At 73.8% G+C, this 13,273-nt stretch carries 12 protein-coding genes; 8 read left to right on the top strand and 4 right to left on the bottom strand.

Annotated features, from left to right (window positions below):
- Window positions 1-36: 36 nt before the first annotated feature.
- The gene (locus tag ACZ51D_RS27295; RefSeq protein WP_465621498.1) at window positions 37-1,830 is read right to left on the bottom strand and encodes an AMP-dependent synthetase/ligase; all 1,794 of its coding nucleotides are present in this window, start codon (window positions 1,828-1,830) and stop codon (window positions 37-39) included.
- Window positions 1,831-2,165: 335 nt separating this feature from the next.
- On the opposite strand from ACZ51D_RS27295, the gene ACZ51D_RS27300 reads away from it, so the two are divergent.
- The 5 genes from ACZ51D_RS27300 (at window position 2,166) to ACZ51D_RS27320 (ending at window position 6,444) form a co-directional block, all read left to right on the top strand.
- Entirely contained in the window at window positions 2,166-2,600 is a 435-nt protein-coding gene (locus ACZ51D_RS27300) for an SRPBCC family protein (RefSeq protein WP_465621496.1), read from the top strand.
- Between the two features lie 22 nt (window positions 2,601-2,622).
- Window positions 2,623-3,795 (top strand): ArsA family ATPase, encoded by a 1,173-nt coding sequence (locus ACZ51D_RS27305; protein ID WP_465621494.1) that lies wholly within the window; start codon window positions 2,623-2,625, stop codon window positions 3,793-3,795.
- A gap of 113 nt (window positions 3,796-3,908) precedes the next feature.
- On the top strand, window positions 3,909-4,310 hold the full coding sequence (locus ACZ51D_RS27310) for a DUF5304 family protein (RefSeq protein WP_360492416.1): 402 nt from the start codon (window positions 3,909-3,911) through the stop codon (window positions 4,308-4,310).
- 192 nt (window positions 4,311-4,502) lie between these two features.
- A complete protein-coding gene (locus tag ACZ51D_RS27315; protein WP_360492413.1) occupies window positions 4,503-5,447 on the top strand; it encodes an ROK family glucokinase in 945 nt (314 codons plus the stop codon).
- Between the two features lie 151 nt (window positions 5,448-5,598).
- Window positions 5,599-6,444, top strand: coding sequence for an endonuclease/exonuclease/phosphatase family protein (locus ACZ51D_RS27320; RefSeq protein ID WP_465621491.1), 846 nt, complete (start codon window positions 5,599-5,601; stop codon window positions 6,442-6,444).
- On the opposite strand, the gene ACZ51D_RS27325 is transcribed toward ACZ51D_RS27320, so the two are convergent.
- Together ACZ51D_RS27325 and ACZ51D_RS27330 are read right to left on the bottom strand one after the other, a co-directional pair.
- Window positions 6,441-7,262, bottom strand: a complete 822-nt coding sequence (locus tag ACZ51D_RS27325) for a hypothetical protein (protein ID WP_465621489.1) — start codon at window positions 7,260-7,262, stop codon at window positions 6,441-6,443. The two genes, ACZ51D_RS27320 and ACZ51D_RS27325, sit on opposite strands and share 4 nt — an antisense overlap.
- Before the next feature lie 10 nt (window positions 7,263-7,272).
- The gene (locus tag ACZ51D_RS27330) at window positions 7,273-8,067 is read right to left on the bottom strand and encodes an alpha/beta hydrolase (RefSeq protein ID WP_465621487.1); all 795 of its coding nucleotides are present in this window, start codon (window positions 8,065-8,067) and stop codon (window positions 7,273-7,275) included.
- Window positions 8,068-8,244: 177 nt separating this feature from the next.
- Here ACZ51D_RS27330 and ACZ51D_RS27335 point away from each other — a divergent pair, with 177 nt between their 5' ends.
- The 3 genes from ACZ51D_RS27335 to ACZ51D_RS27345 are packed head-to-tail and all read left to right on the top strand — an operon-like array spanning window position 8,245 to window position 10,997.
- Window positions 8,245-9,075, top strand: coding sequence for a lysophospholipid acyltransferase family protein (locus tag ACZ51D_RS27335; RefSeq protein ID WP_360492401.1), 831 nt, complete (start codon window positions 8,245-8,247; stop codon window positions 9,073-9,075).
- A gap of 30 nt (window positions 9,076-9,105) precedes the next feature.
- Complete coding sequence (gene macS, locus ACZ51D_RS27340) at window positions 9,106-10,317, top strand: MacS family sensor histidine kinase (protein ID WP_465621484.1); 1,212 nt, start codon at window positions 9,106-9,108, stop codon at window positions 10,315-10,317.
- Entirely contained in the window at window positions 10,317-10,997 is a 681-nt protein-coding gene (locus tag ACZ51D_RS27345; protein WP_360492395.1) for a response regulator transcription factor, read from the top strand. Before macS ends, ACZ51D_RS27345 begins: the two co-directional genes overlap by 1 nt.
- A 57-nt stretch (window positions 10,998-11,054) precedes the next feature.
- Here ACZ51D_RS27345 and ACZ51D_RS27350 read toward each other — a convergent pair whose 3' ends face one another.
- Entirely contained in the window at window positions 11,055-12,992 is a 1,938-nt protein-coding gene (locus tag ACZ51D_RS27350; RefSeq protein WP_465621482.1) for an anthranilate synthase family protein, read from the bottom strand.
- Window positions 12,993-13,273 lie beyond the last annotated feature (281 nt).

The raw sequence follows: 13,273 nt of genomic DNA on the forward strand, positions 1-13,273 counted from the left end.
CCCCGCGTCTGCTTCAGGGTGGTTACCCGTCGGCGGTCACTTCTGGTAGAGCGCCTCGATGTCGGCCGCGTGGTCCTTCAGGACGAGGTTGCGCTTGAGCTTCAGCGAGGGCGTCAGGTGGCCGCTCTCCTCGGAGAACTCGGTGTCCAGCAGGCGGAACTTCTTGACCGCCTCGGCGTGCGAGACGGCCGCGTTGCCGTCGTCCACCGCGGACTGCAGGGCGGCCAGCAGGTCCGGGTCCTCGGCGAGGTCGGCGACGGTGGCGGCGGCGGGCTTGCCGTTGAGCTCCTTCCACTTGGGGAAGAAGTCCGGGTCGAGGGTGATCAGGCAGGCGATGAAGGGCTTGCGGTCGCCGACCACCATGACCTCGCCGACCAGGGCGTGGGCGCGGATCCGGTCCTCGATCACGGCCGGGGCGACGTTCTTGCCGCCGGCGGTGACGATGATCTCCTTCTTGCGGCCGGTGATGGTCAGGTAGCCCTCGGAGTCCAGCGAGCCGATGTCGCCGGTGGCCATCCAGCCGTCCCTGAGCGTGTCGGCGGTGGCCTGCGGGTTGTTCCAGTAGCCGGTGAAGACGTGCGGGCCCTTGAAGAAGACCTCGCCGTCCTCGGCGATCCGGACCGAGGCGCCGGGCACCGGCTGGCCGACCGTACCGATCTTCGGCTTGTCCCACGGGTTGAAGGCGGTGGCCGCGCAGGTCTCCGTCAGGCCGTAGCCCTCCAGGACGGTGAAGCCGATGCCCCGGTAGAAGTGGCCCAGGCGCTCGCCGAGCGGGGCGCCGCCGGAGATGGCGTGGGTGGCGCGGCCGCCGAGCGCGGCGCGCAGCTTGCTGTAGACCAGCTTGTCGAAGACCGCGTGCTTGATCCGCAGGACCAGGCCCGCGCCGCCCGCGTCCAGCGCCCGGCTGTAGGCGATCGCGGTCTCGGCGGCCTTGTCGAAGATCTTGCCCTTGCCGTCGGCCTGGGCCTTGGCACGCGCGGTGTTGTAGACCTTCTCGAAGACTCTGGGCACGCCCAGGATCAGGGTCGGCTTGAACGCGGCCAGCTCGGCGGTGACGTCCTTGATGTCGGAGACGTGGCCGAGGTTGATCGGGGCCATCGCCGGGGCGATCTCGGCGATCCGGCCGAGCACGTGGGCCAGCGGCAGGAAGAGCAGGACGGAGCTCTCGCCGGTGCGGAACAGCGGGGCCAGGCGCTCGACGATGTTGCCGCACTCGGCGAGGAAGTTGCCGTGCGTCAGCTGACAGCCCTTCGGGCGGCCGGTGGTGCCCGAGGTGTAGACGATGGTCGCGATCGAGTCGGAGTCGGCGGTCGAGCGGTGCTCGGCGACGGTCTCGTCGGAGACCTCGCGGCCGGCCTCGGCCAGCGCGGCGATCGCGCCCTGCTCGATCTGCCAGGTGTGCTTCAGCTCCGGGAGACGGCCGCGGACCTCCTCGACCACCTTGCGGTGCTGGTCGGTCTCGGTGAGCACGGCGACCGCGCCGGAGTCGCCGAGGATCCACTCCACCTGCTCGGGGGAGGAGGTCTCGTACACCGGCACGGTGATGGCGCCGGCCGACCAGATCGCGAAGTCCAGCAGCGTCCACTCGTACCGGGTCCGGGACATGATGGCCACGCGGTCGCCGGGGCGGATGCCGGTGGCGATCAGGCCCTTCGCGGCGGCGTGCACCTCGACCAGGAACTGGGCAGCGGTCAACTCCTGCCACTGGCCGTCCACCTTGCGGCTGAGGACCACGACGTCCGGGTGCCGCTCGGCGTTCTGGTGCACGAGGTCGGAGAGGTTACCGCCGCTCGGTACCTGGTAGAGGGCCGGAAGGCTGAAGTCGAGCAAGACTGCTCCTCGTTCGCGACGCTGCGGGACGGCAGGACGTTACTGCCCGGTAGGCAGCTTCGACCAGGGGGGTCGGCCCCGGTGTTCGAAGTGTCACACCCGGCCGGGTCCGACCAGGCCGTGACCGGGTCGTTCGAATGGCACCCTACGGCAGCCCCACGGTGACCGACCGGTAGCCCACCCGAGGCCCGGCGCCCGCCGACCCGCGGCCGCCCGCAGGACACCGCCCGCGCCGCCGACCGGATCCCCGGTCGCGATAGCCTGCTCCGGGCGGACCGGGCCGAGCGCGCCCCGGACGGACCGGCAGGCAGAGGGACGACGCGGAGGGCCATTCCATGGCGGAGCACACCAGGTCGAGCATCACCATCGACGCGACCCCGGCCACGGTCATGGCCGTGATCGCCGACTTCGCCGCCTACCCGGCCTGGACCGGCGAGGTCCAGGAGGTCGAGGTCCTGGAGACCGGCGAGGCCGGCCGCGCCGCCCAGGTCCGCCTGCTGCTCGACGCCGGCGCCATCCGCGACGAGCACGTCCTCGCCTACACCTGGGACGGCGACCGCGAGGTCAGCTGGACCCTCGTCCGCAGCCAGATGCTCCGCTCGCTGGACGGCTCGTACACCCTCGCCCCGCTGGCCGGCGGCCGTACCGAGGTGACCTACCAGCTCGCGGTGGACGTCAAGATCCCGATGCTCGGCATGATCAAGCGCAAGGCCGAGAAGGTCATCATCGACCGTGCGCTGGCCGGACTGAAGAAGCGCGTCGAGGGCTGACGAGCGGAACGGGGCCGACGGCATGACGGCGACACGCACCATCCTGGTCAGCGGCGACGCGGGCGCGCCCGCGGTGGCCGCCGCCACCGCCCTGCACGCCGCCCGGCGCGGCCACCGCACCTGGCTGCTGGCGGCCGACGACCCGCACCGCACGCTGGACGCCGTCCTCGGCACCCGGCTGGAGCCCGAACCGCTCGGCTACGCACCGGGCCTGACCGTCTCCAGGATCGACGAGCAGGCTGCCTTCCGCTACGCCGTCGGCGAGCTCACCGGCCGGCTCAAGCCCGCCCTCGACCTCCTCGGCGCCGAACAGCTCGACCCCGAGGAGCTCACCGCCCTCCCCGGCATCGCCCGGCTCGCCCTGCTGCGCGCCCTGCCCGCCGCCGACCAGGACGTCCTGGTCGTGCTCGCCCCGCCGCCCGCCGAGCTGATCGCCACCCTCGCCCTGCCCGAGCAGCTGGCGCGCTACCTGGACCGGCTCGTCCCCGAGCAGCGCCAGGCCGCCCGGGCGCTGCGTCCGCTGCTGGCCGGACTGGCCGGGGTCCCGATGCCCGCCGACTGGCTGTACGAGGGGCGCGGCAAGGCCGCCGCGGCGCTCGCCGAGTCCCGCGCCGCGCTCACCGACCCCGGCACCAGCGTCCGCCTGGTCGTCCCGGCCGACGGCCACCCGTACGAGGAACTGCGCCGGATCCGGGCCGGGCTCGCGCTGTACGGGCACCGGCCGGACGCCGTGGTCCTGCACGGCGCACTGCCCGAGGCCGCCGTCGCCTCGCCCGACCCGTGGCTGGCCGCGCTGGCCCGCCGACGGCAGGAGGAGCTGGCCGCCCTCGCCGCCGACACCGACGCCCCGGTCCTGGTCACCGGCCTGGCCGAGGCCACCCTGGAGGCCGTCGCCGACCGCCTGTACGGGGACGGCCCCGGGCCCGAGCGGCTCGACCCGGCGCCCTGGACGGTCGAGGACCGGCTCGCCGCGGACGGCCTGCTGATCTGGCACCTCGACCTGCCCGGTGCCGACCGGGCCGAGCTGGACCTGGTCCGCCGGGGCGACGACCTGGTGGTCGGCCTCGGCGCCCACCGCCGGGTGCTCGCCCTGCCCTCCGCGCTGCGCCGCTGCACGGTGGCCGGGGCCGGGCTGCTGGACGGGGTGCTCTCGGTGCGGTTCGCACCCGACCCTTCGCTCTGGCCGAAGGGCTGACGGGCCGCCCGCCCCTTTCCCGGGCCGGCGTTTGAGGACGGGTGCCGCGGTCGGTCCGGTAGCGTCGGGCCGGAGGGCCGCGGGGTGCGGCCACGGCTGAGGAGGCGCCCGCGATGACCAGCACCGACGACCGCACCGAGCCCGTCGGGGACCATGCCGAGGCGGGCGATCACGGCGGGGCGGGCGAGCAGGCCCACCCGTTCGGGCCGGAGCTCGGCCCGCTGGTGGACGAGGTGCGCCGGTTCGCCACCGCGTTCGGCGAGAAGGCCCAGGAGACCAGCGCCACCACCCTGATCACCCTCTCCGGCCTGGCCGACCGCCTGCGCACCCAGCAGCCTGAGGTGTACACCCACCTCGCCGCCGCCGGCTCCGGGCTGGCCGCCGCGGGCGCCGAGCTGCTGGCCGCCTACCGTGCCGCCGTGGCCGGGCACGAGCACCGCTGGACCGCCGGGCAGAGTGCGGCCGCCGAGAAGATCGACCTCGACGGGCCTGACGAACCGTCCGCCAAGCAGTGAAACCGTAGGTTTCGGAGGGTGATCACGGCGCTCTCGTGCGTCACGAAGAAGGAAATTCGATAAGACTTTTGAAGCATTGCGGCCCGGCTGTCCCAGGATTGTCTTCGGATAATGTATGCGAGGCTGTGTACGGGGACTGGGTTGGGCGGTACCGTTCCGTCCAGCGGGAACGAGTGAATAGCTGAGGGACACATGGCTCTGACCATCGGCGTCGATGTCGGCGGGACCAAGATCGCAGCAGGCGTGGTCGACGAGGCGGGCGAGATCCTGGCCCGGACCAGGGTGCCCACCCCGGCCGACCCGCAGTGGGCGGTCGACGCCATCGCGCAGGCCGTGCGCGAGCTCAAGGAGCAGCACCCCGACGTCACCGCCGTCGGCGTCGGCGCCCCCGGCTTCGTCGACAGCAACCGCTCCACGGTGATCTTCGCGCCCAACATCGACTGGGAGAACGAGCCGCTGCGCGGCCGGATCGAAGAGCTCACCGGGCTGTCCGCGGTGGTCGAGAACGACGCCAACTGCGCCGCCTGGGCCGAGTTCCGCTTCGGCGCGGCCGCCGACCACCAGGACATGGTGCTGATCACCGTCGGCACCGGCATCGGCGGCGGCATCGTCCTCGACGGCCGGCTGCACCGCGGCCGCTTCGGCGTGGCCGGCGAGATCGGCCACCTCAACATGGTGCCGGACGGCCTGCAGTGCGGCTGCGGCGGCAAGGGCTGCTGGGAGCAGTACGGCTCCGGGCGGGCGCTGCGCCGCTACGGCCGGGAGAAGGCTGCGGCCGACCCGGTGCGCGGCCGGCGCATGCTGGAGCTCAACGACGGCGTCGCCGAGACCATCCGCGGCATCCACATCACCGAGGCGGCCGAGGCGGGCGACCCGCTCGCCCTGGAGTGCTACGCCGAGCTGGCCGACTGGCTGGGCCGCGGCATGGCCGACCTCGCCGCACTCTTCGACCCGGGCGTCTTCGTGCTCGGCGGAGGCGTCTCCGACTCCGGCCGCCTGCTGCTCGACCCGGTCGCCAAGGCCTTCGAGTACTACCTGACCGGCGGCGTGCACCGCCCGCGCGCCGAGGTCGTGCTGGCCTCGATGGGCTCCGCCGCCGGCATCGTCGGCGCGGCCGACCTCGCCCGCGTCCCGTAACCGCCCCACCCCTCCCTCCCAGCCCGCCGGCGGCGGTGCGACCGGGCCCCGACCGATCCCGGACGCGCCGCCGCCGTCGCACGTCCCGGCGCCGCCGCGTACGGTCGGACCCAGCGACGACGCACCCGGTGACGACGTACAGGGGAGGGCCATGACCGCCGCGAGGGCGACCCGAAGGAGCGCGACCCAGGCGAGCGCGACCGGAGCGACCGGGACCGGCGCGAGCGCCACGAGTGCGGTGGGTGCCGCGGCCGTCGAACCGTTGCCGCCGGCCGGCCCGCGCCGGCTGCGCCTGCTCAGCTACAACATCCGCTCACTGCGGGACGACCGGCGCGCACTGGCCCGGGTGATCCGGGCCTGCGCGCCCGACCTGGTCTGCGTCCAGGAGTCACCGCGCTACTGGCGCCCCGAGGGCCAGGCCGGGTGGCTGGCCCGGCACACCGGGACGGTCGTCCTGGCCGGCGGCGGCCGCACCGCGGCCGGCCCGCTGCTGCTCGGGCGGCCCGGCGCGGTGGAGGTGCTGGGCGTGCACGACCGGCTGCTGCCCAAGACCCGCGGCCTGCACGCCCGGGGCTTCGCCACCGCGCTGCTGCGGCTGCCCGGCGCGGCGCCGTTCACCCTCACCAGCTGCCACCTGAGCCTGGAACCCGAGGAGCGGTACGGGCAGTTCGAGCTGCTGCTCGACCAGCTCGCGATCGCCGAACACGGCGTCGTGGCAGGGGACTTCAACGAGCACCCGGACGGGCCGGGCTGGCAGCTGCTGGCCTCCCGACTGCAGGACGGATACCCGACCGCGCCCTGGGGCGGCGAGTTCACGTCCGTCCCGGAGCGCCCCTACCAGCGGATCGACGCCGTCTTCGCCACCCCCGGGATCACCGTCCTCGGCTGCGGGGTGCCGCACGGACTGCCCGGCGTCACCGAGGCCGACCTGCGGGCCGCGACCGACCACCTGCCGGTGCTCGCGGTGCTCGAACTCCCCGAGAGCAAGGCGGGCTAGACCACGGCGCCGTGGTCCGGGTCCTCCGGCTCGTCCTCGTCGCGGTCCCGCATCCGGGCCACCAGGGTGACGAAGCCGCCGAGGAAGGCGGTGATCCCGACCCAGGCGGGCCAGCCGGAGATCTCCCGCCAGACCATGGCGTCGACCAGCAGCAGGGCGGGGCCGCCGAGCACGGCGAGCCAGGCGAACTTGGCGGTCACGTCGGCGGCGGGCAGCGGCGGGGGCTCCGGCGGGACGTAGTGGTCCTCGTCGCTCTCCTCGGCCAGCTCGTAGTCGCGCGGGCTCGGACCGGCGGCCGGTAGCACCGGCCGGCCGGAGCGGGGGCGGGGCTGCGGGGCGAGGTCGGACAGGTCGTCCTGGTCGTCGCGGCCGCTGCCGTTCTTGTAGCCGCCCTTGAGCTCGTTCTGCGCCCGGAGGTTCTCGACCTCGGGCCAGTCGGGGTTGTTGAGGTCGACGGGGTCGTCGAACTGGGCGACCAGGGCGGCGAAGATCTCGTCCTGCTCGGCCTGGCTGCGCTCGGGCGCGCGGCGCGGCCGGGGACCGGCGGGGGCCGCCGGTGCGGCGGCGTCCTCGGCGGAGCCCTTGGCGGCGGCGTCCTTCGCGGGTGCGGGTGTGGGTGCGGGCGTCACGGCGCCGTCCACGCCGGTGCGGTCCGTCGGCGCACCGCCCGGGGCGGCGTCGTTCGCCGCGCCGTCGTTCGCCGCGCCGTCGTTCGCCCCGCCGTCCTGCGCCCCGCCGTCGTTCGCTCCGCTGTTCTTCGTCGCGCCGTCCTCGCGGGGAGCTTCGTCCCCGCCGCCCGCCGTGCTGCTCTCGTGCACTTCCGGCCCTTCAGCCATGGTGATCGTCGGATTCGACCCGGGTTGCGCCCGCCGCGTGCGCGGGGGCCAGCTGTCGGATGAAGTCCTGGCTGGCCGCGAATATTTCCGCCGCGTCGTGGTCCAGCGTCGCGACGTGGAAGCTGCGTTGGCACAGCCGCTCCGTCACATCGGTCGAGGATATCCGGGCCAGCACCAGTTCCGAGTTGGCCGGAGAGACGACGTGGTCCTGCGGGCTGTGGAAGAGCAGCACCGGCTGGGTCACCTCGGGAAGGCGGTGCTGGACCTCCCGCCACAGCCGGCTCAGCGACCAGGCGGCGTGCAGTGGCGTCCGGTCGTAGCCGAGCTCGGTCGCGCCGGCCTTGGCGATGTCGTTCGCGATGCCGGGCGTGCTCGGGACGAGGTGGCGCAGCACCGGAAGCAGCACACTCGCGGGGGTGTCCGAGCGCACCGACGGGTTGACCAGCACCAGCCCGGACACCGTCGGGCCGTGCAGCGCGGCGAGCCGCAGCGCCAGCGCGCCGCCCATCGACAGCGCGCAGACGAAGACCTGTTCGCACTCGTCGGCGAGCGTCAGCAGCTCGCGTTCGACCGCGGCGTACCAGTCCTCCCAGCGGGTGAGCTGCATGTCCTGCCAGCGGGTGCCGTGCCCGGGCAGCAGCGGCAGCGAGACGGTGTACCCGGCTGCGGCCAGGTCCTCGGCCCACGGTCGCAGCGACTGCGGCGACCCGGTGAAACCGTGGCAGAGCAGCACTCCCACCGGTCCGCCACGGTGGCGGTACGGTTCTGCACCGGGCAGCAACGGCATGGCGGACTCCTTCGCGGGCGGGTGGCGCTGGGGGAGGGGACGCTGGAGGGGGAAGCTGCAGGAATCCGCATCGTCCCACGCTCCGCGCGGGGTCGTACACCCCCTTCGGCGGGGCCGGGCACAGCGGACGGCCGCGGGGCATTAGGATCGACCGGTCCGCATAACAGGAGGCCCCGGTTGTTCTACCGACTGATGAAGATGATCGTCGCGCCACTGCTTCGGATCTTCTTCCGGCCGTGGATCGAAGGTGAGGAGAACATCCCCACCGAGGGTGCGGCGATCATCGCGAGCAACCACCTGTCCTTCTCGGACTCGTTCTTCTTCCCCGCGCTGATCAAGCGCCGGGTGACCTTCATCGCGAAGGCCGAGTACTTCAACACCCCGGGCCTCAAGGGCCGGCTGACCGCCGCGTTCTTCAAGGGCGTCGGCCAGCTGCCGGTGGACCGCTCGGGCGCGCGCGGCGCCGGCGAGGCCGCGATCCGCAGCGCCATCGCCGTGCTGGAGCGCGGCGAGCTGTTCGGCGTCTACCCCGAGGGCACCCGCTCGCCCGACGGCAAGCTGTACCGCGGCAAGGTCGGCGGCCTGGCCCGGGTGGCGCTGGCCACCGGCGCCCCGGTGATCCCGGTCGCCATGATCGACACCGAGAAGGTGCAGCCGCCCGGCCAGGTGGTCCCGAACTTCGGCATCCGCCCGGGCATCCGGATCGGCCGCCCGCTGGACTTCTCCCGCTACCACGGCATGGAGAACGACCGCTTCATCCTCCGTTCGGTGACGGACGAGGTGATGTACGAGATCATGCGGCTCTCCGGCCAGGAGTACGTGGACATCTACGCGACCGCCGCCAAGCGGCAGATCTCCGACGACAAGAAGAAGGCCGACGCCGAGCGTCGCGCGGCGGCCAAGGCGGAGAAGGCGGAGGCAGCCGAGGCCGAGAAGGCAGCCGAGGCGGAGAAGGCGGCCGAAGCCGAGAAGGCGGCCGAGACGGACAAGGAGACCGGGTCGGCCTGACGGCCCGGCCGGGCCCGGGGGGAGGGGCGGATGACGGACGGCGGCAGAGCCGGCGCGGTGGGCGGTACGGTGGCGGCCGGCGGCATGTCCGTCGAACTCCCGTTGTGGAGGGCCATCTCCTACTTCCGGGTGCTGGCCCTGATCTACGCGTTGCTGCGGTACTTCAACTCGTACCTGCACTTCCTGCACCCCGTCGCCGGCTGGATCTTCCTCGGCGCGCTCACCCTCTGGACCCTCGCCACCACCCGGGCGTTCGCCAACCCGCAGCGCTGCACCTGGTACGTCCTGGGCGTCGACCTCACGCTCGCCGTCACCGGCATCGTGATGAGCGGACTGACCGACGCCCCGGCCCGGATCAGCCACGGCGCGCCCACCCTGCCCACCATCTGGGCCGCCGGTACCGTGCTCGGCTGCGCCGCGAAGGGCGGCTGGCGCCCGGCGGCGGCCGCGGGCTCGGTGATCGGCGTCGCCAACATCCTCGGCCACGGCGGGCCGACCGGCGACAACATCCACAACATCGTGCTGCTGATGGTCGCCGGGTGCGCGATCGGCTACGTGATCGAGCTGGCCCGGGGCAGTGAGGCCACGCTCACCCGGGCGCTCCAGGTCGAGGCGGCCACCCGGGAGCGGGAGCGGCTCTCCCGGGACATCCACGACGGCGTGCTGCAGGTGCTGGCGCTGGTCCAGCGGCGCGGCGCGGAGCTGGCCGCGGTGCCGGACGGCGGCACCTGCGGCACGGACTTCGCCGAGCTGGGCCGCCTGGCCGGCGAGCAGGAGCGCGCGCTGCGGACGCTGATGACCGGCGGCCCGATCCCGGCCCAGCGCCTGCCGCAGCCCGACGCCGCCCAGCCGCGCGACCTCACCGCGCTGCTGCGCCCGTACGCCGACGAGCGGATCACGTTCTCCGCCCCCGGCACCCCGGTGCTGCTGCCCGCCCCGGCGGCGGGCGAGCTCGCCGCGGCGGTCGGCGCGGCCGTGGACAACGTCCGCCGGCACGCCGGGGAGGAGGCCCGGGCCTGGATCCTGGTCGAGGACGAGCCGGAGGCGGTCACGGTCAGCATCCGCGACGACGGCCCCGGTTACGCCCCAGGCCGGCTCGGCGAGGCGGAGCGGGCCGGGCGGCTCGGTGTCTCCCAGTCCATCCGGGGCCGGCTGCTGGACCTCGGCGGCACGGCCGAGCTGTACTCGGCGCCCGGGGAGGGCGTCGAGGTCGAACTGCGTGTCCCGAGGAAGGGTGCTTGATGACCGATCAGCCGACCACCGACCGGCCGGTGCGGGTGATGGTGGTGGACGACCACCCGATGTGGCGCGACGCCGTCTCGCGTGACCTCGCCGAGTCCGGGCTGGACGTGGTGGCCACGGCGGGCGACGGCGAGGAGGCCGTCCGCCGCGCCCGCGCCTGCTCGCCGCAGGTCGTCGTGCTGGACCTCAACCTGCCCGGGCTGCCCGGTGCCGAGGTGTGCCGCCAGGTGGTCGCGCACGACCCGGCGGTGCGGGTGCTGGTGCTGTCGGCCAGCGGGGAGCACCAGGACGTGCTGGAGGCGGTGAAGTCCGGTGCGACCGGGTACCTGGTGAAGTCGGCCGGGCGGGAGGAGCTGCTGGACGCGGTGCGCCGTACGGCCGTCGGTGACGCGGTGTTCACCCCGGGCCTGGCCGGCCTGGTGCTCGGCGAGTTCCGCCGGCTGGCCGCCGAGCCGGCCCCGGCGTCGGCGCCGGCCGCCCCGCAGCTCACCACCCGGGAGACCGAGGTGCTGCGGCTGGTGGCCAAGGGCCTGTCGTACCGCCAGATCGCCGACCGGCTGGTGCTGTCGCACCGCACGGTGCAGAACCACGTGCAGAACACCCTCGGGAAGCTGCAGTTGCACAACCGGGTGGAGCTGGTCCGGTACGCGATCGAGCAGGGCCTGGACGACGAGATCTGACGGGCCCCGGGCGGTGCGTCCGCCCGGGGCCCGTCAACTCCTCACGTCCTCGACCCCTCAGCGCGGTACGGCCGCAGCCTCGCGCAGCAGGCCCGCCACGATGTCCACGCCCTCGCGGGTGAGCACCGACTCGGGGTGGAACTGGAGGCCGGCGAAGCCGGGCCCGCGCAGGGCGTGGACGTCGCCGGTGGCGGCGTCCCGGGCGACCTCGACGCCCGCGGCGGCGAGCCGGGCCGCGTCGGCCTCCGAGCAGCGCGCGGTGAAGGTGTTGTAGAAGCCGACCGTCCGCTTGCTGCCGAACAGGTCGATGCTCTCCTGCGCGCCCTGGTACGGGACGGCCTTGCGGCCCAGCGCCAGCCCGAGTTCGGCTGAGAGCAACTGGTGGCTGAGGCAGACCGCGAGCAGCGGCGCGGTCCGGGCACCGGACCGCGCGGCGGCCAGGGCGTCCGCGACGATCGGCCGCAGCACGGCCATCTTGGGGTCGTCGGCGACGGCCGGGTCGCCGGGGCCGGGGCCGAGCACCAGCGGGCCGCGGTGCGCCGCGACCAGCGCGCGCAGCCCGGGCTCGTCGTAGCGCACGACCGTCACCCGGTGGCCGAGCGAGCCGAGCAGGTGGGAGAGCATCGAGGTGAAGGTGTCCTCGCCGTCGACGACCAGCGTCGGCTCGGCCTCGGTGATCCGGGCCGGGGTCTGCATCCGCAGCCAGAACGGCGCGAGGCCGGCCCGGCGGGCGTCCAGCGCGGCCTGCACCCGGTGGTTGTCGGCGAGCCGGGGGCCGGTGGGGTGGGGCAGCCGGGCGGGCGCGGGCCGGGCACCGATCGCGGTGAGCACCCCGGCGGCCTTGGCGTGGGTCTCGGCGACCTCGGACTCCGGGACGGAGTGGCGCACCAGGGTGGCGCCGACCCGGACGACCAGCCGTCCGGTGGCCGGGTCGATGTCGGCGGTGCGGATGCAGATCGGCGAGTCCAGCAGCTGCCCGCCGCTGGCGGAGCGTCCGATCAGGGCGAGCGCGCCGGAGTAGTAGCCGCGCCCGGTGGGCTCGTAGCGGTTGATGACCCGGGTGGCGTTCTCGACCGGGCTGCCGGTGACGGTGGCGGCGAACATCGTCTCGCGGAGCACGTCGCGGACGTCCAGCGAGGTGCGCCCGCGCAGCTCGTACTCGGTGTGGGCGAGGTGGGCCATCTCCTTGAGCCGGGGCCCGAGCACCTGGCCGCCGAGGTCGCCGACCGTGCACATCATCTTCAGCTCCTCGTCCACGACCATGGTGAGCTCCTCCAACTCCTTGGGGTCGTGCAGGAATTGGAGCAGCGAATCGAGGTCGGAGCCGCCTGCCGGATAGCGGTAGGTGCCGGAGATCGGGTTCATCACGACGGTGCCGCCGCTCTGCCGGACGTGCACCTCGGGGGAGGCGCCGACCAGGACCCGGTCACCGGTGTGCACCAGGAAGGTCCAGTAGGCGCCGCGCTCCTGCTCCAGCAGCCGCCGGAACAGCGTCAGCGCGAGCGCGGGGCTGAAGTCCTCCAGCGTGGCGTGGAAGTCGCGCCGGATCACGAAGTTGGCGCCCTCGCCGTTGCCGATCTCCTCCTCGACCACCCGGCGGACGATCGAGGCGTACGAATCGTCGTCCACGTCGAACGCGCCACCGGCAAGCGAGACCGGCAACTGCGGTAGGGCGGAAGTGAATTCGGCCAACGGTAGAACGTGCTGCTCAGCCACCGTGAGGGCCTGCAGCGGGGTGCCGTCGTCGTGCGCCTCGAAGCCGCGCTCGCGGATCTGCCGGTACGGGACGAGCGCGAGCAGGTCGTGCACCGGGGTGCCGCCGGCCGGGGCACCGCTGCGCACCGGGAGGTCGGCGAGGCGCTCGTAGCTGTCGACGCTGCCCAGCAGCACCTCGACGGTGTCCGGGGCGAGTCGGGGGGTGCGGCGGTGCAGCAGGGCGAAGGCGGGGGCGCCGGGGGCGGTGAGACGGGTGAGCAGGTCGGTGATGGTGGTCACGGTGCGGCTTCCTTCCGGGTGGAGGGCGAGGGCGGTGCTGGATTCCGCTCCCGGAGGGCCGTCAGCTCAGACGCCGACGGCCGCCCCGAGGGGCGGCCGTCGTGTTCGTCTAGGAACGCGCGATCGGTGGGCCACCCTTGGGGGAGGCCCACCACCAGGAGTGGTTGTGGGGCGCGTGCATGGCTCGAGCGTAGCGGATCCGGCAGGACGGGTGAGCGAGGTCACTCCTTTGTCCGAGATGTGTCTCACCCCTCGGGCAATGGTCACGAATCGCTCGGGTC

The organism is Kitasatospora sp. NPDC033851 (assembly GCF_055576085.1).

Excerpts from the sequence above, each read along its gene's own strand:
- ACZ51D_RS27300 (WP_465621496.1), top strand. The coding sequence starts at position 2,166 with ATGGCGGAGCACACCAGGTCGAGCATCACCATCGACGCGACCCCGGCC.
- ACZ51D_RS27305 (WP_465621494.1), top strand. The coding sequence starts at position 2,623 with ATGACGGCGACACGCACCATCCTGGTCAGCGGCGACGCGGGCGCGCCC.
- ACZ51D_RS27310 (WP_360492416.1), top strand. The coding sequence starts at position 3,909 with ATGACCAGCACCGACGACCGCACCGAGCCCGTCGGGGACCATGCCGAG.
- ACZ51D_RS27315 (WP_360492413.1), top strand. The coding sequence starts at position 4,503 with ATGGCTCTGACCATCGGCGTCGATGTCGGCGGGACCAAGATCGCAGCA.
- ACZ51D_RS27320 (WP_465621491.1), top strand. The coding sequence starts at position 5,599 with ATGACCGCCGCGAGGGCGACCCGAAGGAGCGCGACCCAGGCGAGCGCG.
- ACZ51D_RS27330 (WP_465621487.1), bottom strand. The coding sequence starts at position 8,067 with ATGCCGTTGCTGCCCGGTGCAGAACCGTACCGCCACCGTGGCGGACCG.
- macS (WP_465621484.1), top strand. The coding sequence starts at position 9,106 with ATGACGGACGGCGGCAGAGCCGGCGCGGTGGGCGGTACGGTGGCGGCC.
- ACZ51D_RS27345 (WP_360492395.1), top strand. The coding sequence starts at position 10,317 with ATGACCGATCAGCCGACCACCGACCGGCCGGTGCGGGTGATGGTGGTG.